Origin of the sequence: Bacillus sp. K2I17 (assembly GCF_002209985.1) — a bacterium.
Lineage (GTDB): Bacteria > Bacillota > Bacilli > Bacillales > Bacillaceae_G > Bacillus_A > Bacillus_A wiedmannii.
In genome coordinates this window covers 73,694-99,149 of sequence record NZ_NJGF01000010.1, presented here as the reverse complement: position 1 = coordinate 99,149, position 25,456 = coordinate 73,694, and the positions used below count along the sequence as shown (strand labels likewise).

General features: G+C 35.4%; 21 protein-coding genes. 7 read left to right on the top strand and 14 right to left on the bottom strand.

The features are described 5' to 3' along the window. Positions 1 to 70 precede the first annotated feature (70 nt). The 5 genes from glnH to CER22_RS14140 all read right to left on the bottom strand — a co-directional run bounded on the left by glnH (position 71) and on the right by CER22_RS14140 (position 5,087). The gene (gene glnH, locus CER22_RS14165) at positions 71 to 901 is read right to left on the bottom strand and encodes a glutamine ABC transporter substrate-binding protein GlnH (protein WP_000916483.1); all 831 of its coding nucleotides are present in this window, start codon (positions 899 to 901) and stop codon (positions 71 to 73) included. A 12-nt stretch (positions 902 to 913) separates the two neighbouring features. After that, positions 914 to 1,645, bottom strand: coding sequence for an amino acid ABC transporter ATP-binding protein (locus tag CER22_RS14160; RefSeq protein ID WP_048541716.1), 732 nt, complete (start codon positions 1,643 to 1,645; stop codon positions 914 to 916). A gap of 136 nt (positions 1,646 to 1,781) precedes the next feature. Continuing rightward, positions 1,782 to 3,242 carry an alanine/glycine:cation symporter family protein gene (locus CER22_RS14150; RefSeq protein ID WP_000387178.1) on the bottom strand — a complete coding sequence of 487 codons (1,461 nt, stop codon included), beginning with the start codon at positions 3,240 to 3,242 and terminating at the stop codon, positions 1,782 to 1,784. A gap of 163 nt (positions 3,243 to 3,405) precedes the next feature. After that, a complete protein-coding gene (locus CER22_RS14145) occupies positions 3,406 to 4,377 on the bottom strand; it encodes a phosphotransferase enzyme family protein (protein WP_088608970.1) in 972 nt (323 codons plus the stop codon). A gap of 23 nt (positions 4,378 to 4,400) precedes the next feature. Then, positions 4,401 to 5,087, bottom strand: coding sequence for a CPBP family intramembrane glutamic endopeptidase (locus tag CER22_RS14140; protein ID WP_088121278.1), 687 nt, complete (start codon positions 5,085 to 5,087; stop codon positions 4,401 to 4,403). 149 nt (positions 5,088 to 5,236) lie between these two features. Here CER22_RS14140 and gerKA point away from each other — a divergent pair, with 149 nt between their 5' ends. The 3 genes from gerKA to gerKC are packed head-to-tail and all read left to right on the top strand — an operon-like array spanning position 5,237 to position 8,931. After that, positions 5,237 to 6,739: a spore germination protein GerKA gene (gerKA, locus tag CER22_RS14135; protein WP_088061847.1), complete on the top strand. Its 1,503-nt coding sequence runs from the start codon at positions 5,237 to 5,239 to the stop codon at positions 6,737 to 6,739. Next, a complete protein-coding gene (locus CER22_RS14130) occupies positions 6,720 to 7,826 on the top strand; it encodes a GerAB/ArcD/ProY family transporter (RefSeq protein WP_088608969.1) in 1,107 nt (368 codons plus the stop codon). Before gerKA ends, CER22_RS14130 begins: the two co-directional genes overlap by 20 nt. Further along, entirely contained in the window at positions 7,807 to 8,931 is a 1,125-nt protein-coding gene (gene gerKC, locus CER22_RS14125) for a spore germination protein GerKC (protein WP_000474009.1), read from the top strand. Before CER22_RS14130 ends, gerKC begins: the two co-directional genes overlap by 20 nt. Positions 8,932 to 8,962: 31 nt before the next feature. On the opposite strand, the gene treC is transcribed toward gerKC, so the two are convergent. The 3 genes from treC to treR form a co-directional block, all read right to left on the bottom strand. Next, positions 8,963 to 10,624, bottom strand: a complete 1,662-nt coding sequence (gene treC, locus CER22_RS14120) for an alpha,alpha-phosphotrehalase (protein ID WP_088608968.1) — start codon at positions 10,622 to 10,624, stop codon at positions 8,963 to 8,965. A gap of 13 nt (positions 10,625 to 10,637) precedes the next feature. Continuing rightward, on the bottom strand, positions 10,638 to 12,065 hold the full coding sequence (gene treP, locus CER22_RS14115; protein WP_088061844.1) for a PTS system trehalose-specific EIIBC component: 1,428 nt from the start codon (positions 12,063 to 12,065) through the stop codon (positions 10,638 to 10,640). A 140-nt stretch (positions 12,066 to 12,205) separates the two neighbouring features. Beyond that, a complete protein-coding gene (gene treR / locus CER22_RS14110) occupies positions 12,206 to 12,916 on the bottom strand; it encodes a trehalose operon repressor (protein ID WP_088061842.1) in 711 nt (236 codons plus the stop codon). Between the two features lie 449 nt (positions 12,917 to 13,365). Here treR and CER22_RS14105 point away from each other — a divergent pair, with 449 nt between their 5' ends. Beyond that, positions 13,366 to 14,763 carry an amino acid permease gene (locus CER22_RS14105; RefSeq protein WP_088608967.1) on the top strand — a complete coding sequence of 466 codons (1,398 nt, stop codon included), beginning with the start codon at positions 13,366 to 13,368 and terminating at the stop codon, positions 14,761 to 14,763. 31 nt (positions 14,764 to 14,794) lie between these two features. On the opposite strand, the gene CER22_RS14100 is transcribed toward CER22_RS14105, so the two are convergent. Together CER22_RS14100 and CER22_RS14095 are read right to left on the bottom strand one after the other, a co-directional pair. Continuing rightward, on the bottom strand, positions 14,795 to 16,498 hold the full coding sequence (locus CER22_RS14100) for a putative bifunctional diguanylate cyclase/phosphodiesterase (protein WP_087983374.1): 1,704 nt from the start codon (positions 16,496 to 16,498) through the stop codon (positions 14,795 to 14,797). 486 nt (positions 16,499 to 16,984) lie between these two features. After that, a complete protein-coding gene (locus tag CER22_RS14095) occupies positions 16,985 to 17,290 on the bottom strand; it encodes a cobalt transporter (protein WP_088608966.1) in 306 nt (101 codons plus the stop codon). 388 nt (positions 17,291 to 17,678) lie between these two features. Here CER22_RS14095 and CER22_RS14090 point away from each other — a divergent pair, with 388 nt between their 5' ends. The 3 genes from CER22_RS14090 (at position 17,679) to CER22_RS14080 (ending at position 22,116) form a co-directional block, all read left to right on the top strand. Continuing rightward, positions 17,679 to 19,208, top strand: coding sequence for a cardiolipin synthase (locus CER22_RS14090; RefSeq protein WP_088608965.1), 1,530 nt, complete (start codon positions 17,679 to 17,681; stop codon positions 19,206 to 19,208). A 127-nt stretch (positions 19,209 to 19,335) separates the two neighbouring features. Then, the gene (locus CER22_RS14085; protein ID WP_000892965.1) at positions 19,336 to 20,229 is read left to right on the top strand and encodes an ATP-binding protein; all 894 of its coding nucleotides are present in this window, start codon (positions 19,336 to 19,338) and stop codon (positions 20,227 to 20,229) included. 3 nt (positions 20,230 to 20,232) lie between these two features. Further along, positions 20,233 to 22,116 (top strand): vWA domain-containing protein, encoded by a 1,884-nt coding sequence (locus CER22_RS14080; protein WP_088608964.1) that lies wholly within the window; start codon positions 20,233 to 20,235, stop codon positions 22,114 to 22,116. A 38-nt stretch (positions 22,117 to 22,154) separates the two neighbouring features. On the opposite strand, the gene CER22_RS14075 is transcribed toward CER22_RS14080, so the two are convergent. From CER22_RS14075 to CER22_RS14060, 4 genes are all read right to left on the bottom strand, one after another. Then, the gene (locus CER22_RS14075) at positions 22,155 to 22,577 is read right to left on the bottom strand and encodes an NUDIX hydrolase (protein ID WP_088608963.1); all 423 of its coding nucleotides are present in this window, start codon (positions 22,575 to 22,577) and stop codon (positions 22,155 to 22,157) included. Next, positions 22,564 to 23,106 (bottom strand): orotate phosphoribosyltransferase, encoded by a 543-nt coding sequence (gene pyrE, locus CER22_RS14070; RefSeq protein ID WP_141547135.1) that lies wholly within the window; start codon positions 23,104 to 23,106, stop codon positions 22,564 to 22,566. The genes CER22_RS14075 and pyrE overlap by 14 nt, the downstream gene beginning before the upstream one ends. Positions 23,107 to 23,217: 111 nt before the next feature. Continuing rightward, on the bottom strand, positions 23,218 to 24,183 hold the full coding sequence (locus CER22_RS14065; protein WP_000723139.1) for an L-threonine 3-dehydrogenase: 966 nt from the start codon (positions 24,181 to 24,183) through the stop codon (positions 23,218 to 23,220). 44 nt (positions 24,184 to 24,227) lie between these two features. Then, positions 24,228 to 25,418: a glycine C-acetyltransferase gene (locus CER22_RS14060; RefSeq protein ID WP_088608961.1), complete on the bottom strand. Its 1,191-nt coding sequence runs from the start codon at positions 25,416 to 25,418 to the stop codon at positions 24,228 to 24,230. Positions 25,419 to 25,456: the final 38 nt, after the last annotated feature.

The following is a 25,456-nucleotide window of genomic DNA, read 5'->3' as shown; positions in this document are numbered from 1 at the left end:
GATGAGCATCCCTCATCCTCTCACTGTTACTATTCACTAGAAATAAAGCCCCACTAATTAAAGTTTCACTTTACTTCTCTTGTTTTTGTCCAATCCATTTTTCATACAATTTATCGTATTCCCCATTCGCTTTCATATCTTTTAGTAAGCTATTAATCTCTTTCGTCAAATCATCTGCACCTTTTTGCACTGCAATTCCGTACGGTTCATCCGTAAAAATTTTCCCTACAACTTCATAATTTGAATCTTGTTTTGCCATGCCGTAAAGAATTGCATTATCTGTCGTTAAAACATCGCCTTTCCCCGCTTTTAACGCCGTAAATGCCTCACTGTAATTTTCAAATTCTAATACAGTCGCTTCTGGTGACTTTTGACGAATATTATTTGTAGACGTTGAACCTTTTACAGCTAACACTTTCACACCCTTTTTCACATCATCAATACTTTTAATATCGCTCCCTTTTTTCACAAGTAACGATTGCCCCGCTTTAAAATATACATCTGAAAAATCCACTTCTTTTTTACGTTCTTCTGTAATTGTCATTGTTGCGATAATTGCATCAATATCACCGTTTTTCAATAGTGGAATACGCGTTTTAGATGTTACTTCTTTTAATTCTAGTTTCTTTTCATCTCCGAGAATTTTTTTCGCAAGTGCTTTCGCGACATCAACATCAAATCCTTCTACCTGCCCAGTGGAAGGATTTTTTAATCCAAATAAGTTCGTATCATTCTTCACCCCAACTACTAGTTTCCCGCGCTTTTTAATTTGCTCAACAGCCCCACCTTGCTTCGTATTCGTTTCTTTCGCCTCATCTTTTTTACTTCCACATCCGGCAACGACAAGTACGAATAAACATGAGAATACGATTAAGGTAAACAGCTTTTTCATTTTAAGCATGAAATTCCTCCTTTAATGATTTAACACTCGGCTTAAAAATAGACGAGCTCTTTCCTGTTCAGGATTTGCAAAAAATTGTGTTGGTGTCGTATCTTCAATAATTTGACCATCATCCATAAATAAGATCCGATCTGCTACTTCTCGCGCAAATCCCATTTCATGCGTGACAACGACCATTGTCATTCCTTCTTTAGCTAGTGTTTTCATAACATCAAGTACTTCCCCAATCATCTCCGGATCAAGAGCAGACGTAGGCTCATCGAATAGCATAATTTCCGGCTGCATTGCCAATCCCCTAGCAATCGCTACCCTTTGCTGTTGTCCTCCGGATAATTGATGCGGGTATACACTAGCCTTCTCCGGAATTCCTACTTTCTCTAAATAAAACATCGCTGTTTGCTCAGCTTCCTCTTTTGAAACTTTATTTACTTTAATCGGTGCTAGTGTAATATTTTGAAGAACCGTTTTATGTGGATATAAATAAAAATGTTGAAAGACCATCCCAATATTCCGGCGTAATTCATTCATATCTGTTTTTGTATTGTGTACCTCCGTATTTTGTACAAGTAACTCTCCATCTGTAATTGTCTCTAGCTGATTTATACACCGAAGCAACGTGCTTTTTCCTGATCCTGAAGGACCAACAACTACTACCACTTCACCTTTTTTCACTTGCACATTAATATCTTTTAAAACTTGAAAGTTGCCATAATATTTATTTACATTACGAAACTCTATCAACATACTCTCCCCCTCCTTCCCCTAACAAAGCATGTACATTCTTTTTATATTCAAAAATAGGCAAAAAAATAACTTCCAGCCTCATTTTGTCCATAAAAAAAGCAAAGGGATTTCCCTTTGCTTCTTCATTTCTATTCTATTAAGATACTTCTTCTTTCTTATCTTTCCCGTATTCATGCTCCCAGAAATCAGCATTTTTAATTCCTAATGGCCCTGGATCGAATACCGGATCTTTTCCTTCTTTTTTCTGCTTTTCATAATCCTTTAATGCAACTAATGCAGGTTTTTGTAATAGTAAAATCGCAATGATATTTACCCATGCCATAATTCCTACACCGATGTCACCTAAAGCCCACGCCGTTGCTGCTGTTTTTATACAACCGTAGAATACAGCTCCTAAAAATACAAATTTTAGTACCATAGACAGCCAAGGACGGTCTTTATCACGATTTAAGTATGCGATATTCGTTTCTGCAATGTAGTAATACGCCATAATTGTTGTAAATGCAAAGAATAGTAACGAGATTGCAACGAAACCGTTTCCAAATCCAGGAAAAACAGATTCTACCGCAGCTTGTGTATATCCCGGTCCCGGCTGAGCACCATTTAATTTATTTACGATAAAGTTTTTTCCGCTTGCATCAAATACGTTATACATGCCTGTAATAATCATCATAAATGCTGTTGCTGAACAAACAAATAATGTATCAATGTAAACGGAAAATGCTTGCACTAAACCTTGTTTAGCTGGATGTGATACTTCCGCAGCAGCTGCTGCATGTGGTCCAGTTCCTTGCCCTGCTTCATTGGAATAAATACCACGTTTTACTCCCCAAGAAATTGCTAAACCGATAATACCACCGAAAGCCGCCTCTAATGCAAAAGCACTTCTTATAATTAACATAAATGCTTCTGGCAACTTTTCAATATTCATAGCAACAATAACGCAAGCTACTAAAATATAACCAACTGCCATAAACGGTACGACAACTTGTGCCACGTTAACAATTCGCTTTACTCCACCGAAGATGATAAGAGCTAATACAACAACTAATAAAGCCCCTGATACGGTAGTGTTAATTCCAAAAGCTGTTTCTAAACTTACAGCAATACTATTTGCTTGCACACCTGGTAGTAAAAGCCCCGTTGCAAGAATTGTCGCTGCAACGAATACTAATGCATACCATTTCACACCTAAACCTTTTTCAATGTAATAAGCAGGTCCACCACGAAACTGCCCTTGATGTTTCGTCTTATATATTTGTGCTAATGTAGATTCTACATAAGCTGATCCTGCTCCTAAAAAGGCCACTGCCCACATCCAAAATACAGCTCCTGGTCCACCGAATGCAACCGCTGTTGCTACCCCAGCTATATTCCCTGTCCCAACGCGCCCTGATAACGAAAGTGCTAACGCTTGGAATGAAGAAACACCAGCCTCTGATTTTTCACCTTGAAATGTCAGCTTCACCATTTCGCCTACATGCCTTACTTGTAAAAACCTCGTTCGAATGGAAAAATATAAACCTACTCCTAAACATAAATAAACAAGTGCTGGACTCCAAACAATATTATTTAACCAATTTACGAAAGCTTCCAACATTCCCCCTCCTCCTTTATAAAGAATATTCAGAATATATATATATAAAATTATAAGTGTATACCGAATCTATAACAATATTATTTTAATAAAACAAACATATTTTTGTATAAAAAAACAAAGCATACATTTATTCTGTATACTTTGTTTTCACAAAAATGTATTATATATTCACAATTGCTTCTCTTTTTATAATTCTTTCATATAGCTCTTCTGATAATTCTCGGAAATTATCTGGCATATCTTTCCCCTTAAACTTCTTTTGAAGTGTACCGTATAAACCAACATCACGTAGACGTAAAAACAACGGTAACGATTCGTACCAACTATCCGCTAGTCTGTGCTCATACTCATAGCCTTTTCGTAACACTTGTAGCTGTTTACGAGCAAAGTCTGTCTTCTCTTCCGCTGTCCACGGTGTAAATAGAACAGAGTAATAGAGAACCATCGCTAAATCATGTATAAAGTAATTATAAGCCGTATCATCAAAATCAAAGATTGTTAGCTCTTTACCATCATAATGAAAATTACCGGGATGGATATCACCGTGCATAAGGCCGAACGTTTCTCTTTCAATTGGAAGAGCCTTTATTTCATCCATTAATACCGCTGCAATCTTTTTCACTTGATCATCTTCTAATTCATTAACAATCCCACTTTCGTCTTCTTCCCACGTATCACGATAGTCTGTTTTAGGATAGTTCATTGTTAGGCGATGCAGTTGGCCAATCGCTTTTCCCCATGCTTCAAAGTAAGTCTCTCCCCAATAAGGAGATTCTTCTCCTTTTACTTGCTCACCTTTTGCATATGTAAATAAGGAAGCGAAAAAGAAAGTTTCATCCTCTGCTCTAATTTCTTCTACAAGATTTTGAGACGTTGAATAAAGAGGTCCTGCTACCTTTGCCCCATTCTCCGCAACATATCGTAAAAAATCTAGTTCAGCTTCGACTCCCTTTTTAGAACGATGAGAAGAGTGAGTTAAACGTAATACGTAATCTTCACCACGATCGCCCTTCGCCTTAAAAATATAATTTTCAAAATCTCCAAGTGGCTTCTCTTCCACTGTTACATGAAACAAACTCGCTGCTCTTTTTAAAACCTCTTTTGTAAAAACACGTTCTACAGCTATTTCCATATGTATCCCTCCTATATATCTTCTTAATTCGACACAAATGTTAAAAGTACTGCTATGAAATTAAATAGTGCGTGGGCAATTATAGCTGATAAAATAGAATTTGTTTTCTCATATAACCACGCAAATACTACTCCACTTAAAAAATTCACTGGTAATGTGTTATATGTTGGAATATGAACAACGGTAAATATTATAGAACTTATAAGCACTCCACCCCATATACCATATCTATCACGAAAAAATGTATAAAAAACACCTCGATATAAAATCTCTTCATAAATTGGTGATATAACTGCTGCTCCAATTACCGCGATACAGAACGAATATATTGATTTATTATTTTGGACCGTCTCCGTTTTACTATTTTCAAAAGAAATACCCATTTTCTCCATTATCATTAATACAGCAACACTAACTACAATTAAGGTAATCAATGCTATAACCGTCCATAAAAAATCTTTCCATGAAAGCTTTCGGATTCCAATATCTTTCCAAGATAGTTGATATCTTTTTATACAAAAAAGATAAACTACAGTAGTAAATATCACTGCCATTATAAATCCCATTAATACTCCGGCATATAATGAGTTCCCTATTATTTTTAAAGCATAGTTATAAAAAAGAGATTCAACTGTTACTGGGACAATTAGAAATACGAAAACTAATAAATATAAAATTTCTTTCCATCCCCACATATTTTTCAAAATCATATACACCATCCCTCTACTCCGTATTTCCTTAAGTATAAAAGATGACGTAACGTAACTTTCAAGATTTTTTTCCAAATAATCCAAGCATAAATTTCTCACAAAAAGCAAAAATTAACAGGAGTGACTTTATTCTAATAGAGGTGGAAATTATGACTGAACAGGAAAATTCACAACAAAATAATAGCAAAAAGCATATGTTTCCATCACTTCCGGAAAATATTAATTACATTGAAAATAAGCTCTGTCACTCAGATGATATAAAAAAATTAGATGTCCCTTTTCAAAACGGAAAAGGAACGATCATATATATTGAATCTTTAGCAGATCCAAATCTAATTCATCAATTAGCTCTTGAGCCATTATTAACGCGGTCGGATTTATCATTAGATAAAGCTTTTTCTACGTTAAATATGAAAAAAGAAACGAATTTAAATTATGGGATACAACTTTTATTACAAGGTAAATCATTATATTTTCATGAACATGTCGTTAGTTTTTGTATTTTCGAAACAGCTTTATCTTTAAAGAGAGATATAGCAGAGCCTGATAATGAAGGGGTTGTGCGCGGTCCACATACTGGTTTTGTAGAGGACCTAGCAACTAATTTAACCTCTATTCGTAAACTCATTAAGAGTTCAAATTTAGTTGTTAAGTATTTTACAATTGGTGAAGAAATGCACACGAAAGTAGCAATTGCTTATATGCAAAATATAGCGAATGACGATTTAGTTACAGAAGTGAAAAGAAGATTAGAAACAATTAAAACGGATGCACTTATGCCACCAGGATACATACAAGAATTTATAGAGGATACGTCTTTCTCGCCATTTCCGCAGCAATTAAATACAGAGCGTCCAGATAGAGTCGCAGCAAATTTAATGGAAGGACGAGTTGCTATTTTATCTGACGGAGATCCAACAGTGCTCATCGTACCTGTTACGTTATTCGCTTTTTATCAATCACCAGATGATTATAATAACCGCTGGATTGTCGGTTCTTTTATCCGAATGATTCGCTTAGTAAGTTTTTTAATTGCCTTTCTCTTGCCAGCTTTTTATATTGCAACTGTCGCTTTTCATCCCGATGTGTTGCCGCTCGAACTTGTGTATACAATTAAAGCTTCATTAGAGAAAGTACCGCTTCCTCCTATTTTTGAAGCTCTCTTAATGGAATTAATCTTTGAATTGTTACGAGAAGCTGGTATTCGTCTACCAAGCCGCGTTGGACAAACAATCGGTATTGTAGGTGGTTTAGTAATTGGTGATGCAATTGTAAAAGCTGGACTTGTTTCTTACACAATGATTATCGTTGTAGCTTTAACTGCAATTTCATCTTTTCTCGTTCCATCAAACGATATGAGTTCAGCAGTTCGAATTCTTCGTTTTCCATTAATGCTCCTTGCTGCTATATTCGGATATATTGGAATATCATTCGGTCTAATTATAACTTTCGTTCACTTATGTCAGCTTCATTCTTTTCATACACCATATCTTTCTCCTGTTGCCCCGATGCGGATTAAAGATATGAAAGATTCTTTCGTAAGACTACCAATTTGGTCATTTTGGGAACGACCACATGATCCAAAACCGAAAAAAATGCAACGACAACATGTAACGAGAGAGGATGAGGACGGTGACAAACACGCAAAGTAAAATCTCGCTAGTTCAATTTACCTTTTTCGTTATTCAATGCCAAATCGGAGTTGGTATACTTTCTCTCCCTAACCGTCTTCACCCAATTGCTAAAGGTGGTGGATGGATTTCTGCACTCATCGCTGGACTTGCAATTCAACTTATCATTTTACTTATGTGGCTTTTCTTAAAACGATTTCCTGATGCAGATATGTATGAAAGTGTTTGTATGCTATTTGGTAATAAGTTTGGAAAACTATTAGGTTTTGCTTATGTTTTTTATTTTACCCTTATCGGTATGACGGTTATGTTGAATGTTTGTAATGTCGTTAAAGTTTGGATATTACAAGCAACTCCGTGGTATGCCATTCTTATGTTATTTACAATAGCTTGTTGTTATATAGCTTATAATACGTTTAAAGTCATGGTACGATTTTATGTCATGGCCTCTATTCTCATTTTACCTATGGCGCTTTTAATTGCCCTAGGGCTTTCCCGAGCTGATTTTTCTTATATTTTTCCCATTACAGAGGCTGGATGGTGGAATATTATTCAAGCATCGAAAGAAACAATTACAGCCATGTATGGTTTTGAAATTATTCTTATCGCTTTCCCAAAAGTAAATGGGAATTCTGTGGCAAAACTGAAGGCCATTTCTATCGCTAATGGATTTGTAACTCTTTTTTATACTTTTACTGTTTGGATTTGCTTTATCGTATTTAGTCCAAAACAAATTGAACTTATCCCAGAGCCAGTTGCTTACTTATTACGCTCCTTGCATATCGGGATTATAGACCGGACTGATTTACTATTCATTCCAATATGGATGATAACAGTTGTGGCTTCTATTGCGAGTTATTATTGCGCTGCTTCAATCGGAATTAGACATATCTTCAATCTTGCTAATCATAAAAAGGCTGTTCCAATCGTTGGTATTATTGCTTTTAGTGTAGCCCTATTTATAGATACACCTGAAGAATTAAAAGTAATTGCAACTTTCACTGATAAGTTCACCTATATTTTCATCGTTGTCCTCCCTCTTTTATTTCTACTCTATTCAGTAATAAGAAAGAAGAAAGGAGAACAGTATGTTCAAAAAAAGATTTAAATTACTTTTTATATTATGTACTAGTTCCCTCCTTTCTGGCTGTTGGGATCAAGAACCATTAAGGGAAGCAAGGTTAGCTTATAGTATTGGATCTGATATTACGGAAGAGAATAAACTCCAGCAAACAATCGAGCTCGTAAAAAGTTCGAGCGGAGAGCAATCTTCATTCGAAAATGAAATACATTCAGCAACCGGGCATAACATAAGGGATACAAGCGATGCCCTAAAAAAAAATGTGACTGGGAATATTCGCTATTTCAAATATGGTGTTCAATTACTAGGAACCAAAATTCTAAAAAAAGGTATACTACCCTATTTAGATGTCAGCTTTCGTGACCCAACAAACCCAACTGCTTTAGTAAAACTTATTGCAGTAGATGGTGAAACGTCCGAGATACTCGAAAAAAAGAAAGTAGGAAATTTACTAATTGGAGATTTTCTAAAGAAAAAAGTGAAAAGCTTAGAAGATATGAGTGTATTTCCAAAAGAAACTTTAGAAACAGCTGCTACAAAAATGTTAGATCCCGGTAAAGATTTCACCCTCCCGTCTATAAAAATAAAAGGAAAAGAAGTAATTACAAACGGGTTAGCTTTATTTAATAATGATAAATTAACTGGGCATTTACCTTTGAAACATTCTGTTTTATTCGTGTTATTAACCGGAAAAATGGGAACAAGTGCCCGTATAACCCAAAAACTTACTAGCGATGAATCAGAGAAGACATCTGATTATTTAACAATGGAAATTAGCAATCGAAAGTTAAAACGAGACTTAAAAATAACAACGGATAAAAAAGGAAATGTTTATGCTCACATTAAGCTTCAATTAAAAGTTATAGCGCTTGAAGCTCCGAGAGATAATCTTTACAAAATGGATGAAAGAGCCAAACTAAACAAAGAATTGTCTAAACAGCTTACGAAAGAAGCTAAAAAGATAACGAAAAAGTTACAAAAAGCAAATTGTGATGCTTTCGGTATTGGAAGACATCTTATCGCTTATCACCCTGACTTATGGAAGAAAAAAAATTGGAATAAAGATTATGCAAAAGTAAAATTTAAGCCTGAGGTAGAGGTAAGCATTTTGTATAGCGGTGTCTTAAAATAAAAGGTTGTATGCCGCGCGGGCATACAACCTTTTATTTCGTATATCGATAGACAATTGACTCATATGGTCTTAAGTTAAGTTTTGTAATATCCTTGCTGAAATCTTTATAATTCGACAGTAGTACTTCTTGCTTCATCCCATCTAATTGAACATGAGCTGGTACAGAGTACGTTATTTCTTCTCCATAGAAGTTATTAATAACAAGTAGCACTTCACTCTCTGTAGTACGAGTATATGCCCAAATCTTAGCATGATTTTCATCTAAAATAGCATACTCTCCTTCTGTAATTACATCATACGTTTTTCTAAGTTCTATTAACTTTTTATAATGATAAAATACAGACTCTTTATCTTCTAATGCTTTTTCTACATTAATCTCTTTATAATTCTCAGCAACTGAAATCCAAGGTGTACTTGTTGTAAAACCACTGTTCACCTTTTCATTCCACTGCATCGGAGTACGAGAGTTGTCACGAGATTTTTGTTTTAAAATCCCGATAATCTCTTCTTTTGATAATCCTTCTTCTAGCTTTATATCGTGTATATTTAACGATTCCACATCGCGATATTGCTCGATGGACTCGAATTTAGGATTCGTCATACCGATTTCTTCGCCTTGATAAATGTAAGGTGTTCCTTGCAACATATGCATAGCTGTCGCTAACATTTTCGCAGATTCATTTCGGTACTTTCTATCATCACCGAAGCGTGACACAATACGAGGCTGGTCATGATTACACCAGAACAACGCATTCCATCCTCCGCCCTTTTGCATTTCAATTTGCCAATTAGACATAATCTCTTTTAATTTAATGAAATCAAAATCAGCTTGCGTCCACTTATCTCCATTCGGATAATCTACTTTTAAATGATGGAAACTAAACGTCATACTTAATTCATTACGCTCAGGGTTTGAATATTTAATACAATTATCAATTGTCGTAGATGACATTTCTCCAACTGTAATTACATCTTTCCCTTCAAAAACCTTTCGGTTCATCTCTTGTAAATATTCATGAACGCGCGGGCCATCTGTATAATATTTACGCCCATCGCTTGTCGCCGTACTTCCGTCATCATTTAAGAACTGTTGATCTTTTGAAATTAAATTAATAACATCTAATCGGAATCCAGTTACCCCTTTATCAAGCCAAAAACGCATCATATCATATACTTCTTCACGAAGTTTTTTATTTTCCCAATTTAAGTCAGCTTGTGTCTCATCAAATAGATGTAAAAAATATTGCTCTGTCTTCTCATCATATTTCCAAGCAGACCCACCAAACTTAGATTGCCAATTATTTTTTTCATCACGCCAAATATAGTAATTACGATATGGACTATTTTTATCTTCCTTTGCTTCCTTAAACCACTTATGCTCCGTAGAACTATGATTTACAACAATGTCGAGCATAATTTCAATGTTACGTGCCTTTGCTTCTTCTAAAAGCTCTTCAAACTCTTCCATCGTTCCGTAAGATGGATCAATACTGTAGTAATCACTTACATCGTATCCATTATCATTTTGTGGTGATTGGTATATCGGTGTTAACCAAATATAATCTACTCCGAGTTCTTTTAAATAATCTAGTTTCTCTGTAACTCCTTTTATATCACCGGTTTCTTTATTGTAATAGCTATTAAAGCTCTTCGGATAAATTTGATAAACTACACTTTTATGCCAATCCTTCATGTTTAACTTCCTCCTACTTCTGTTTTACTCGTTTTGCAAATAACCATGTTAACGTAAATGGGATTACAATCGCGATAATCATTCCTACAATAAACATTGGAATCGATTTCGGAATGATAGAAATAAATGCTGGTAATCCGCCAATTCCAATAGCAGGTGCTAATACACCATTTAACGTAATAAATATAGCTGCAATAGCCGATCCTATAATCGCTGCATAGAACGGGAATTTATTTCGTAAGTTTACACCAAACATAGCTGGCTCTGTAATACCGAAATATGCTGAGATTGCTGATGTAGATGCCATGCTTTTATCATTTTGATTTTTAGAAATCCAGAACATCGCAAGTGCCGCACTACCTTGCGCAATGTTAGAAAGAGCAATCATTGGCCAAATGAATGTACCACCGTGCTGTGCAATTAATTGTAAGTCGATAGCAATAAACATATGATGCATACCTGTAATTACAAGCGGTGCATATAATGCTCCAAACAATATTGCTCCAACTACTGGTACTGTTTCATATACACCTACTAACCCAGCTGTTAATAAATCTCCAATATGACGTGTAACTGGACCAATAATTCCTAATGCTAACACACCTGTTACGACAATCGTTGTAATTGGTACAACTAATAATTGAATTGCATTTGGTACATGTTTCTTTAAGAAGATTTCCACTTTACTTAATACAAATGCTGCTACTAAAACCGGTAAGATTTGACCTTGATACCCTACCTTTTCAATTTGAAATAATCCTAAAATATCGAAGTACTCAATCTTTTGTCCATCTAAACCAGTCGCTGCTTTTCCATAATCCCACGCGTTTAATAAGGCTGGATGCACAAGCATTAATCCCATAACAATCCCTAATATCGGACTACCACCAAAACGCTTCGTTGCTGACCAACCGACAAGCGCTGGTAAGAATACGAATGCTGTATTCGCCATCATATTAATTAAATCCCAAAGCCCACTTAAGTTTGGATACACATCTAATAAATTTTTACCTTCAAAAAATAAGTCCTTTGCCCCTAATAGATTGTTAATTCCCATTAGTAAACCAGCTGTTACGATGGCTGGTAATATTGGCATAAATACATCTGAAAATACCTTCACAAACTTTTGAGCTGGATTTAACTTTTGGTTTCCAGAATCTTTTACATCAGCTACTGTCGCTTCCTTCATACCTGCAAGCGTTATCAATTCGGCATAAACTCGATCAACATCTCCTGGACCGATTACAATTTGAAATACTCCAGCGTTATGAAACGCTCCCTTCACTAATGAAACAGACTGTAATTTATCGTTATCTATTTTACTTTCATCTTTTAAAGCGATACGGAGCCTCGTTACACAATGCGCAGCTTGTTCAATATTGTCTTTTCCACCAATATACTGCAACACTTCCTCTGCTGTTTGACGATAGTCTTTCCCCATATTCCCGTCCCTCTTTTCTTTTTTTGATACCGTTTACAATTACATATTAACTCGTATATATAAGTTAGTCAACACTCGTATATACGAGTTTGTGATTTTTTTATAAAAAAAGAGATGAAACGTTATTTCGTTCCATCTCCTTATTTTCTCCGCGCCACATCCGAAAAATGAAAAATATCTAAACGATGGCGTGATTCTGTATATTCGAACTGACTTCCATCATAAAAATGCGTAAAGTTTTTCACAACGACAACATAGTCTGTTCCATTTAAATCTAAATACTCTCTATCGTCCTCTGTACATGGCTGCACTTCAATTACCCTCTGTGAGTAACTAATATGAAGACCTAATTCTTTCTCAATGTATTTATAAATGGATTCCGCTGCAATTTCACTCGTTAATCCAGGAATATATTCCGATACAAAATGATTGATATCCAAAATTACTTTTTCTCCATCAATATTCCGTACTCGTTTAATATGATCTATTTCTGTTTTCTCTTTCACATTTAATAGCTTTGCAACTTCTTTTGTCGCTTTTACTTTCTCCATTTCCACGACTTCTGTAATACAATGGCGTCCTAAACGTTCATTTTCTTCTTGGAAACTTACAATACCACCAAAGTTGAATTCAATGTTTTTTCGCTTTAAAACAAAAACACCTTTTCCATGTATTTTTTGAACATACCCACGCTCTTGTAATAAATCTACAGCTTTTCTTACCGTACCGCGGCTTGCTTCATACTGCTTCATTAATTCAGTTTCGGATGGGATTTTGCATCCCTCTTTTAATCGCTTATTATCAATAGACTTACTGATTTCTGTATAAATTTGTTCATACTTACTCATCATCTACAATAGCCCCTTGTCACCTTCTAATTCTATATGTATTATACCATGCTACACTCTTCTGCCAATCTCTCACTTATTTTCCAGTATAGGAAAAATACAGGTAAATATTTAATCTCTAAAACGTATTTTTATAAAAATTTTTATATTTTTCTTTTCATTCAAAAAAACATGTAGTATACTAACTTCAAAATCAGAGGAGAAAGGGAGCAAAGAACTATGCTTACTTATACAACAATTGTAGTTACATTTGCACAAAAACATCATCATCATACGTAACCCTTGAAACCTAGCGGAAAAATTACGCGTAGGTACAAGGGTTATTCCCGTTGTACCTACGTTAGGCGAAGAGCCATGTAGGTATTTTTTATCTACATGGCTCTTTTTTTATTGCCAAAAAGCTAGTAAAAAATGATGTTTAAGCAAAACTTACTACAAAGGAGTTAACAAAAATGGAAACGAAAAAATGGGGATTATGGATTTTAACAGCTTTTGTAATCGGAAATATGGTTGGCGGTGGCGTATTTATGCTCCCAGCAAATTTAGCACACGTATCAGGTCCAATGGGTTCTACACTTGCATGGAGTATTACAGGTCTTGGCGTATTTATGATTGCACTCGTATTTGGAAATTTAGCAATCCGCAAACCAGAATTAAAGGCAGGACCACAAAGTTACGCTCAAGCAATGTTCCCTTCAAAAAAAGCGGGCAAAGTTGCAGGATATAGTATGGCATGGGGCTATTGGGCTGCGAACTGGGCTGCAACAGCATCTGTTATTATTTCCTTTGCTGGATATTTATCAACATTCTTTCCAGTTTTACAAAGTAAGCAAATTCTCTTTTCTACGAACGGATTTTCACTAGAACTCGGAAAAGGACTAACTTTCCTCGTATGTAGCCTTATGCTATGGGGAATTCAATATATTCTTTCTCAAAATATTGACCGAGCTGGAAATATGAATCTTCTTGCTACCATTGCAAAAATTATTGGATTTACAATGTTTATTGTAATCACATTATTCATTTTCAATGCCTCTAATTTCGGAGACGGTCAAACATTTATGAATGAAGCAGGACAATCAATTTCGTTAGGTGGACAAATCAATTCAGCTGCTATCGCAACACTTTGGGCATTTATCGGTATTGAATCTGCTGTAATGCTTTCTAACCGTGCAAAATCTCAGCGCGATGTAAAAAAAGCTACCATTTTCGGGTTGATTATCGCTCTTCTTATTTACATGTCAATTACTTTACTTACAATGGGAGCTCTCTCGCAAGATGCTTTAAAAGAATCTCAAAAACCATTAGTAGACGCATTAAATTTAGCAATTGGCAATAAAGGTGCCTATATCATGGCTTTACTTGCACTTGTATCTTTATTTGGATCTACAGTTGGCTGGATCGTTGTTAGTTCAGAAGTACCTTACCAGGCAGCCAAGAATGGACTTTTCCCTAAGTTTTTCGCGAAAACAAATAAAAAAGGTAGTCCTTCAAAATCATTATTTATTACAAATGTGATGACGCAAATTTTCTTATTCTCAACGATTTCTGGTACCGTATCAGAAGCTTATAATTTCGCTATCGTTGTAGCAACATTAGCTTATTTAATTCCATACCTTGTTTCTACGCTGTACCAATTCAAATTGGTTATTACAGGAGAAACGTATGATATAATGCCTGGCTCTCGAATAAAGGATGGGATGATTACCACATTAGCATTTGTATACTCTATTTGGGTTATCAAAACCGGAACTGCTGATTTAAAAACGTTCTTCTTAGGAATTGGATTGTTCGTATTAGGTCTTATTCTTTATCCAGTACTAATGAAAAACTCACAAAAAACGAATTAAAAAAAGAGAAGCTACCAGCTTCTCTTTTTTATTAAAAATCTGTAATTAACTTTTCTTTTAACTCTCCTACAGATAAAGGTTTCGCATAATAAAATCCTTGGACGTAATCACAGCCCATAGATTGTAATAAACTTTCTTGCTCTACTGTTTCTACTCCTTCAGCAACTACTGCTAAATTTAAGCTATGGGCAATTTCAATAACAGATTTTACAATCGTTCGCTCTGGCTGTGCGTGATCATAATGAAATTCACGAATAAAGTTACGATCAATTTTCACTATATCCAGTGGCAGTTGCTTTAAATAATATAAGGAAGAATAACCTGTTCCAAAGTCATCTAAAGCAATTAAAATACCCATATTTCTTAATTCTTGTAATGTAGCAATAATATAATCAAAATGGCGAACAGCGATACTTTCCGTTACTTCCAAAATTAAACGATTCGGTGGAAAGCCAGTTCTCCTTAAAATGCTACGTACAGATATAATAAAACGCTTTTGCATTAATTGTTGTATGGATAAATTAACAGATAACTTTAGTCCTTCTTCGTAATCTGGCAATGTTTTAAACAAGCGACATGACTTTTCTAATACCCAGTCTCCTAATTTTATAATAAGTCCAGATTCTTCAGCTACTGGAATAAATTCGCCTGGCGAAATAGGCCCTTCTTCTGTCGAACAACGTGCTAAAGCCTCAATACCGGTATATTTCTTCGTTTTCAAATCAATAATAGGCTGCAGTACCACATCTAATTCTTCATCACGGATTGCCTTTTGCAAAGCGAATTCAATTTTCATTCTACGATTTATTTTCGCACGTAACTCATCTGTAAAGAAACACGCGGCATTTCTGCCTTGTTCTTTCGCACTATACATGGCTAAATCCGAATTTTTCAATAGAGTTTCTACATCTTGTCCGTCTTGCGGATATGCGCACAGTCCTAGACTAGCTGAAATGTATACTTCATGACCTTCAAGCATAAATGGGGCCTGAAAACATGACAACACAGATGTTGCTAACTGCCTCATTTCATCTTGTTTATGATTTTTTGTTAACAGCACAAATTCGTCGCCACCCAGCCTAGCCAGAACGTCTTTCTCTCCTAGCACATAATGCAACCGTGAAGCAACTTCGCTTAAAAGTAAATCCCCTATCATATGACCTAGCGTATCGTTTACTAATTTAAAACGATCCAAATCAAAGTAAATCATACCAAATTCTTTTTTTCCTGCAATCATCTCGTTTACAGTCGTTATTAGCTGCAATCGGTTCGGTAAACTCGTTAAAGCATCATGATACGCAAGCTCCCTATAACGACTTTCACTTAACCGCAACCTCTGTTCTGCTTCTTTCCTACTACTAATATCATTTCGGATCGCGATAAATTGATACGGCTCTCCTTTTTCATTTAAAAACGGAACAATTGTTGTTTTAACCCAATAATACGTCCCATCTTTTGCTTGATTTCGAATCTCACCTCTCCATACTTTTCCGTTCAAAATGCGCTTCCATAGAATTTGAAAAAATGTTTTCGGGTGATACCCTGAATTTAAAATACGATGATCTTTCCCTATTAACTCTTCTCGTGTATATTTGGAGATTTCACAAAACTTATCATTTACATATGTAATAAGACCATTTCGGTCTGTAATCGCAACAATTGAAGACTCATCTAATGCTAACTTTAAATCTCGCAATGAAGAGTCATATAATGCATGACCTCTTTGTTCTAGCATGCGCATCTCTCCTTGCTTCCTATCTGACTAAAACACAACTTGTTTCTCTTCATAGAAATAGAGATATTTCATTTCTTAATAATAGCTATTTGCATTCATCACATTTTGAAATATGCCGATTAAAATAACATAATATTATTTGTAATAAAAAGCAATATAATACCGTTTCAATTATAAATAGTAGTTTCTTATCGCTATAATTAGCTTACTTTATTATAATTCATTCTCTTACATTCCTTTATAGCTAGCTCTATACAATGCCTATTCCCTATTAATCCCGCTCATATCTAACCTCTTTACTTTACTAGCGAAATAGAATTTCGAGCACACTATACAACTATTCACGGATAATAATATAAAAGTTAAAATTAGTATATATGTTTTTGAATTACAATAACAAAATATTAACATATTTTCACCTTTATTTTGGAAATATTTTATAAATACTTTATTAAACTAAAAAAAGAGGAAAGCCTCTTTTTTAGTTTAATACGGATATGGTATTTGCTGATACCCCGGATATGGTGCTGGGTATGGCGCTGGATAGTAGCCTCCGCTTGCTGCACCCGTTAATGCGCCAGCTGTAAGTCCACCTAACACGCCTCCAGCAAAACTTCCTGGGAAAAATCCGCCGCCCCATGAGCCGCCACCCCAGCCCCATCCGCCTCCGTGATGGTGGTGATGATCATAGTGATTGTGCCCTCCATGATGGTGATGTCCGCCGTTATGGTTGTGCCCTCCATGAGGATGATGATTACGATAATACAATCCGTTATTTTCTATATAATTCATGTTTCCCCTCTCCTTTTCCATTTTCTCATCTTAATAGGTATTGTATGGATAGTACGGACCTTGTTAGTAACCTATATAATTAAGAAGAATCCGCGTAATAAAGATAACTATATCCTGGTCTTCATCATGTACCTGCTACAAATCCATGATATGGTTATCCCCTTTCCTATATAAAGGGCAAGGGTTTTGTCCCTCCTACACCGTTTATTAACCAGCAAATAGCAGGATAATAACGTAACAATATACTGTATGTAGGACAAATGCGGAAAGCATGGGGAAAATGTCTATATTTTGTAAAAAAAACAAAACACTTTATAATAAGAATGTCGGATTATACCTTTTATATAAGAAGTCTATATTTAAGAAAGATTAGAGGAATTTTATAGAAATGAAGAAGCCTATCGTTCAATTACTATTAATATTTACAATTATATCTATCGTTCTTTTCCTATTAAATACATCGTTTATTTCTTTATATACATTTGTCGGTGCCCTATGGTCTATTACAATCGTAGGAATTTCATTCGTTATTTTCATCGAAAATAGATCTCCTCAAAGCACCTTAGCGTGGTTTTTAGTATTAGCACTTCTTCCTGTTGTAGGTGTGCTTTTATACTCTATTTTCGGTCGTAGCCGTTGGAGAAGGAAAAAACATCTCCATCGTTCAGAAGAACAAAGAAAATTATTCCGTGAAATATTAGAAGGAAGACGACTAGAGTTATCACTCAAAGTCCCATTAAGTGAACGCTCTGCCCATTTAACAGAAGTCGTACAAAAATTTGGAGGCGGGCCTGCCGCAGATAGAACAACTACAAAACTTTTAACAAACGGAGATCAAACATTCTCAGAAATTTTGCAAGCTATCGAGCAAGCAAAACATCACATACATATTCAATACTATATTTATAAATCTGATGAGATTGGTACGAAAGTTCGAGATGCTTTAATAAAAAAAGCAAAATCTGGTGTTATTGTACGCTTTCTTTATGATGGACTCGGAAGTAACACTTTAAGAAGACGCTTTTTAAAACCTATGAAAGAAGCTGGGATCGAAATTGTAGAATTTGACCCTATTTTTTCAGCTTGGTTACTTGAAACAGTCAATTATCGTAACCACCGTAAAATCGTTATTGTAGATGGAGAAATCGGTTTTACTGGTGGACTCAACGTCGGTGATGAATACCTTGGTCGTTCAAAAAAATTCCCCATTTGGCGTGATAGCCATTTAAAAATAGAAGGGAAAGCGTTATATAAATTACAAGCAATCTTTCTAGAGGATTGGCTCTATGCATCTAGTGGGTTGAATACCTATTCTTGGGATCAATTTATGAATAGACAATACTTCCCAGGTAAAGAAATTTCAAATGCAGAAGGTGCTGTGCAAATTGTAGCGAGCGGACCAAGCTCAGATGATAAAAGCATTCGCAATACATTATTAGCTGTTATGGGATCTGCAAAAAAATCGATTTGGATCGCTACACCTTACTTTATTCCAGATCAAGAAACTTTAACATTATTACGTTTAAGTGCAATATCTGGCATAGATGTACGCATTTTATATCCTGGTAAAAGTGATAGTATTATTAGTGATCAAGCATCTCAGTCCTACTTCACTCCGCTTTTAAAAGCTGGTGCTTCCATTTATAGTTATAAAGATGGTTTTATGCATGCAAAAATTGTACTCGTTGATGATAAGATCGCGACAATTGGAACGGCAAATATGGACGTACGCAGCTTTGAATTAAATTATGAACTTATTAGCGTACTATATGAATCAGAAACCGTTCATGATATTAAACATGATTTTGAAGACGACTTTAAGCATTCCACTGAAATTAAATGGAACGCATTCCAAAAAAGAAGTATCAAAAAACGAATATTAGAGTCTTTCATGCGACTCATTTCTCCTTTACTGTAAGCAATCAATGTAACATTGATTGCTTTTTCTTTTCCATTTCCCCTCTCTCCTTTTCTTTGCATACCATATTAAAACAAGTTATCATAAGATGTATTACTTTATGAAAATAATGTTAGGTGGGAAATACATGTTAGAACAATTTCATATACATGCTGATTTAAAACAACAGCTCTCAACCATTCACGAAAAAAATAAACAAGAAGCTGGTGAAAATGCACATTTAATTGGAAAGAAAATATATAAAGCATCTGATAACAGCATTATTGAAGATGCTATTACAGCGCTTCTTCTTGGCAAAAACATTCTATTAAAAGGGCCGACTGGTAGTGGTAAAACAGTACTAGCTGAAACTCTTTCTTCTTTATTCCAAAAACCAATGCATAGCATTAACTGTTCTGTTGACCTAGATGTAGAAGGTATTTTAGGATACAACACACTACAAACGAAAGATGGCGCATCTGAAGTTACATTCGTTAACGGCCCTCTTATGAAAGCAATGAAGAACGGTCATTTCCTATATATTGATGAAATCAATATGGCAAAACCTGAAACGTTACCACTTCTTCACGGTGCATTAGATTACCGTAAAATGATTACAAATCCATTTACACAAGAGGTTGTATATGGCGATGACGAGTATCGTGTAATTGCAGCAATTAATGAAGGTTACGTTGGAACAAGTGAACTAAACGAAGCATTAAAAAACCGTTTCGTTATTATTGAAGTTCCATACATTCAAGGTGATACATTAAAAGAACTATTACTATCTGAATCAAAATTAAATGATGTTGCAACAATTGAAAAGTTCGTTGCATTTGCAAGCGACCTTATGCCTTTAGCTCGTGACGGACGTGTAAGTGAAGAAGCAGCAAGTATTCGTGGCATTATCGACGCATGTGATTTAGGTGTATATATTCCTGTTATGCGTGCAATTGAACGTAGTATTATCGCAAAATTAAACGATGAAACAGAACAAATGACTGTCCGTGAATTAGCAGAAAGTTATTTCTTTGAGGGATAATTCATGAGACAAATTTTTAGTGACAAAAAAATTGATGCGTCGCTGTTTCTACAAATGGAAAACTTAATGTATGCTCTTCTAAAAGAAGACGATGCCTACCTTGAGTATGGCTATAAAGCATACTACGATGAAATTGAAAAAAAGGTTGTCATTAGTCACTTTTGGGATGATCGAAAAGAAGAGGATACAGTAATCGGATTAAAAAGCGAAGTGTTTTTAAAGGCACTTGGTAATAAACATTACTCGGACATGACTTTAATTCGTTCTTATGCGATTGAATTACAAGAATCACCCTTAAAAAAGTTTTTAACACAATTATTTGTTCTATTAGAAGATTTACGTGTTGAGGAAATCGTAAAAAACTTACGCCCTGGCACAAAGCATGTTTTTAAAAGAAGAAAAGAAATGTATCGCAATTACTTTGGTTCACAAAATGAAATCAATCGTGTTCGTAACTATCACGGTGATCGTCTATTTTGTCTCTGCTATCTTTCATTAACGAGCGATAAATATGAAATGTTTAATAATGAATATTTCGAGCAAATTGAAGCAATTTTGCATGAAACATTCCAAGCTCGTAATACAGAAGATATTATGTATATCGTTGAAAAAATTCGCTATCGTTTAGAAGGACTTCTTGAAAGTGATATGCTTAATAATTATTTCGGACATGCTCCGCTTTATTTATCTGTCATTGCAGACGAAAAGAACTGTCGCGTCGAAGATTTAGCAAATGATGATACGCAGCTCATAGATGACGATGAAAATAAAAACAAAATGGATGAAAGTTTCTCCACATGGCATCGTGAAAATAAAAATAACGAAAACGAGAATTTTTTACGCTTTGAATTAGAAAGCGGAACAAAAACAAACATGATGGGCGATACTGCTCGTGAATCAGAAGATGGCGACCAAGCACTTGGTTCTGTACAAGGTACTTCTCAAAAAAGTACACAATCCAACTTTGATGGCGCTGATACAGAAGAAGCAAGAGCTTCACACGCTTCTAGCCAAAACGAGGGTGCATACGGTAAGTATAACGTTGGTGCTTCTCATATATTTAAAGAAGCTCGCAAATCAAATCCTGATGAAAAAAAGGATTACCAAGCTATCAAATCAGTCGTTAATAAAGATGTAAAAGAATTAAAGAAAATTATCGAAAAAACGATTGAAAATAAAACGAATGCAAATAGTGATAAATATTACGGAAGACTTCGTAAGAAATTCCTTCGTATTTATACTGAAAAGCAGCCGCGCATGTTTTATAAAAAAGGACAAGAATCACAAGAACTTGACGTTGCATTCCAACTACTAGTGGACTGCTCTGGTTCTATGTATAACAAAATGGAAGAAACGAAAAAGAGTGTGGTCCTATTCCATGAAGCATTGAAATCTTTAAAAATCCCGCACGCCATTAGTGGATTTTGGGAAGATGCTTCTAGTGCTAAGCCTGAGGATAAACCAAACGTTATCCATGAAGTTGTAACGTATAAAAACTCAACGTTACCAAACGTCGGTCCAGAAATTATGCAGCTTCGCGAAGAAGAAGATAACCGCGACGGATATATTATTCGTATCGTTTCTGAAAAGCTTGCAAAAAGACCAGAAAAACATAAATTCTTACTTGTCTTTACAGACGGTGAGCCTTCTGCGCTAGACTATCAACAAGACGGTATTTTAGATACACATGAAGCTGTCAAACTTGCTCGTAAAAGTGGTATGGAAGTAATCGGAATCTTCATCGAAGAAGGCGAAGCGAAAGAAGCCACTTATCAATTAATGAAGAACATTTATAACCATCACTTCTTAGTTGCAAATCATGCTGAAGATTTACGTCTGAAGATTAAACCACTATTGAAAAAGTTACTACTGAAGACGATTGAATAGAAAAACAGGAGCGTTGTCGCTCCTGTTTTTTCTTTCAATCACTTTGTTTCTGATTGAAACTTATATGGAATGGCTACTTCTAATAATGCCTCGAATTCGCCATCGTAGAATGGAAATCGTTCATTTGCGATCGTTCGATTCACCCACTCTATTGCAGAAATTTCTTCTTCATCTCCCGCAATCAGTTCACCTTTTACTACATTTGCTCGGAATGTAAAAAGTATCGCATGATTCCCTGATTCTTCAAAGAATTTTTCATTGATCGCAACAAGTCCACCTGCCACGGCAGTTAAACCTGTCTCTTCTTTCACTTCTCTTATTAGTGCTTCCTCTAATATTTCACCTTTTTCAACAGCCCCACCCGGCAGTGACCAAACGTTTTGTTCTATATTATGTACCATTAATATTTTATCTGTTTCTTCATCATGTATTAGTGCATATACGACGTCAACTCTTTGCATGTTGCTTTTCTCCTTCAATTAACTCATCCATTGTAAATAAAGAATGTAGTTGTAAGCCATCTTCTAATAAGTTGTCTTTTCCCTCTTTCGTTCGTTCAATTACACCTAGAACATGATGTACTTTCGCACCTAGTTCTCTTAAATCTTTCGTACTTAATAATATTTGACCACCTGTCGTAATAACATCCTCAACAACACAAACATTTTTCCCAGCAATATTAACGCCTTCTGCTAACTTACATGTACCGTACTTCTTCGCTTCTTTTCTTACAAATACAACTGGTATACCTGTTTGTAAAGATAATGCTGTTGCTACTGGAATTCCTCCCATTTCTAAACCTGCGAGTACTTCTGTATCAGGGGGAATGAGCTCTTTCAACTGTTTAGCAATTTCTAATAACAGTACTGGATTAGATTCAAATAAGTACTTATCAAAGTATTGATTTGATACTTGTCCTGATCGAAGTTTAAATGTTCCTGTTAAACGTGACGTATTATAAATTCCCTTTGCTAACTCCCATTTCTCCATTGTTTCTCTCCCCTTTATGCACAAATTAACTTATTCTATCACACTTGTAATTATTTGTATATTCCTAAAATACAAATAAAAGGGTCGATTCCTAAGAATCGACCCTTCCTATTAATTCATCACTAACTCAGCTGTGAGCTTTTTTTTTAACTTAGCCAACATGTCAGTTGTCATTTTGTCTAAATCGTATTCTGCTTTAAAGCCCCACTCTTTCATTGCTGCTGTTGCATCAATAGAGTTTGGCCAGCTATCAGCGATTGTTTGACGAGCAGGATCTACAGCGTAATCCATTGTAAACGTCGGGATGTGTTTACGAATTGATGCTGCGATTTGCTCTGGCTCAAAGCTCATTGCTGTAATATTGAACGCGTTTCTATGCACAAGTTTACTTGGATCAGCTTCCATTAATGAAATGATCGCTTGTAAAGCATCTGGCATATACATCATATCCATGTATGTTCCTTCTGCAATGTATGAGGTGTATGTGCCTTTTTTAATCGCCTCATAATAAATTTCAACCGCATAATCAGTTGTTCCGCCTCCTGGAGGAGCTACGTAAGAAATTAAACCAGGGAAACGTACACCGCGCGTATCAACGCCAAACTTTTGATGATAATAATCACATAGTAATTCTCCTGCTACTTTGTTTACCCCATACATCGTAGTAGGACGCTGAATTGTATCTTGTGGCGTATTATCTTTCGGTGTTGATGGACCGAATGCACCGATAGAACTTGGCGTGAAAAACTTACAGTTTAATTCACGAGCTGCTTCTAATGCATTTACAAGTCCACCCATATTTAAATTCCAAGCAAATAACGGATTTTTTTCTGCTGTTGCTGAAAGTAAAGCTGCTAAATGAATAATTGTATCTACTTCATTACGCTTTGCGATATCATGTAGTTTTTGTCCATCTGTTACATCTAACGTTTCAAATGGACCAGACGTTACTACTTCACTATCTGTTTCACGAATATCTGTTGCAATAACATTTGATGCACCGTATACATCACGAAGTTTCATTACTAATTCAGAACCAATTTGCCCTAAAGAACCGGTTACTAGAATTTTTTTCATTTTCCCCACTCCTCATTTGCAAGCTATTCAAAAGATGTCGTTACTTAAATGATGCCCATTTCTTTTCCTACTTTTTCATACTTACGAATTGCTTCATCTAACATTTCTTTCGTATGAGCTGCTGTAGGCATATTACGAACGCGTCCTGTTCCTTTAGCTACAGTTGGGAACACGATAGATTTTGCATATACGCCTTCTTCATTTAGACGTTTACTAAATTCTTGTGTTAATACTTCGTCACCAATAATACAAGGTGTAATTGGCGTTTCACTTTCTCCAATGTTAAAGCCAAGTTCTTTTAACCCTTGTTTTAAATAGCGGCCATTTTCCCAGAGACGATCATGTAACTCTGTGCTTTCCATTAAAATTTCAATTGATCGCATACATGCAGCTGCATCAGCTGGTGTTAATGCTGTGGAGAATAAGAATGGACGTGAACGAACTTTTAACCAGTCAATTAAGTTTTGTTTCCCTGCTACATATCCACCAATTACCCCAATTGCTTTTGATAATGTACCAATTTGGAAATCAACTTTATCAGATAGACCGAAATGCTTTACAGTTCCTGCACCTTTTCCAAGTACACCTGAACCGTGTGCATCGTCTACATATGTCATTAAATCTAATTCTTCTGCAATCTCAACAATCTCTGGTAATCTTGCAACATCTCCATCCATTGAGAAGACACCGTCTGTAATTACCATTAATTTATTGTAAAGACCTGATTCTTTCGCTGCGATTGCTTTTTGGCGTAAATCTTCCATATCAGAATGTTTATAAACGATGATTTTCGCTCTTGATAAACGACTACCATCAATAATAGAAGCATGGTTTAATTCGTCTGAAAGAATCGCATCATTTTTATCCATAACGGCTGAAATCGCTGCCATATTACAGTTAAATCCTGATTGGTAAGCAATTGCTGCTTCTGTATGTTTAAACTTTGCAATTGTCTCTTCTAATTTAATATGCAAATCTAAAGTACCGTTAATTGTACGAACAGCTCCTGCTCCAACGCCGTACTTATGAATTGCACCAATTGCTGCTTCTTGCAAACGGCTATCTGTTGCTAATCCAAGATAGTTGTTTGAAGATAAGTTAATATATTCTTTTCCGCCAATTGTAATGATCGGTCCATTTGAACTCTCAAGCGGATCAATTACGTTATAAAGCCCCTTTGATTTTAAATCCTCTAAATTTTCTTCTAAAAATTTCGCAAGTGTTTTACTAGACATTGTGAAGCCTCCCATCGTTCATGTAAGCGGATTATTGT

Bases quoted from the DNA above. Each gene is read 5' to 3' on its own strand.
- glnH (WP_000916483.1), bottom strand. From the start codon at position 901: ATGCTTAAAATGAAAAAGCTGTTTACCTTAATCGTATTCTCATGTTTA.
- CER22_RS14160 (WP_048541716.1), bottom strand. From the start codon at position 1,645: ATGTTGATAGAGTTTCGTAATGTAAATAAATATTATGGCAACTTTCAA.
- CER22_RS14145 (WP_088608970.1), bottom strand. From the start codon at position 4,377: ATGGAAATAGCTGTAGAACGTGTTTTTACAAAAGAGGTTTTAAAAAGA.
- CER22_RS14140 (WP_088121278.1), bottom strand. From the start codon at position 5,087: ATGATTTTGAAAAATATGTGGGGATGGAAAGAAATTTTATATTTATTA.
- gerKA (WP_088061847.1), top strand. From the start codon at position 5,237: ATGACTGAACAGGAAAATTCACAACAAAATAATAGCAAAAAGCATATG.
- gerKC (WP_000474009.1), top strand. From the start codon at position 7,807: ATGTTCAAAAAAAGATTTAAATTACTTTTTATATTATGTACTAGTTCC.
- treC (WP_088608968.1), bottom strand. From the start codon at position 10,624: ATGAAGGATTGGCATAAAAGTGTAGTTTATCAAATTTATCCGAAGAGC.
- treP (WP_088061844.1), bottom strand. From the start codon at position 12,065: ATGGGGAAAGACTATCGTCAAACAGCAGAGGAAGTGTTGCAGTATATT.
- treR (WP_088061842.1), bottom strand. From the start codon at position 12,916: ATGATGAGTAAGTATGAACAAATTTATACAGAAATCAGTAAGTCTATT.
- CER22_RS14105 (WP_088608967.1), top strand. From the start codon at position 13,366: ATGGAAACGAAAAAATGGGGATTATGGATTTTAACAGCTTTTGTAATC.
- CER22_RS14100 (WP_087983374.1), bottom strand. From the start codon at position 16,498: ATGCTAGAACAAAGAGGTCATGCATTATATGACTCTTCATTGCGAGAT.
- CER22_RS14095 (WP_088608966.1), bottom strand. From the start codon at position 17,290: ATGAATTATATAGAAAATAACGGATTGTATTATCGTAATCATCATCCT.
- CER22_RS14090 (WP_088608965.1), top strand. From the start codon at position 17,679: ATGAAGAAGCCTATCGTTCAATTACTATTAATATTTACAATTATATCT.
- CER22_RS14085 (WP_000892965.1), top strand. From the start codon at position 19,336: ATGTTAGAACAATTTCATATACATGCTGATTTAAAACAACAGCTCTCA.
- CER22_RS14080 (WP_088608964.1), top strand. From the start codon at position 20,233: ATGAGACAAATTTTTAGTGACAAAAAAATTGATGCGTCGCTGTTTCTA.
- CER22_RS14075 (WP_088608963.1), bottom strand. From the start codon at position 22,577: ATGCAAAGAGTTGACGTCGTATATGCACTAATACATGATGAAGAAACA.
- pyrE (WP_141547135.1), bottom strand. From the start codon at position 23,106: ATGGAGAAATGGGAGTTAGCAAAGGGAATTTATAATACGTCACGTTTA.
- CER22_RS14065 (WP_000723139.1), bottom strand. From the start codon at position 24,183: ATGAAAAAAATTCTAGTAACCGGTTCTTTAGGGCAAATTGGTTCTGAA.
- CER22_RS14060 (WP_088608961.1), bottom strand. From the start codon at position 25,418: ATGTCTAGTAAAACACTTGCGAAATTTTTAGAAGAAAATTTAGAGGAT.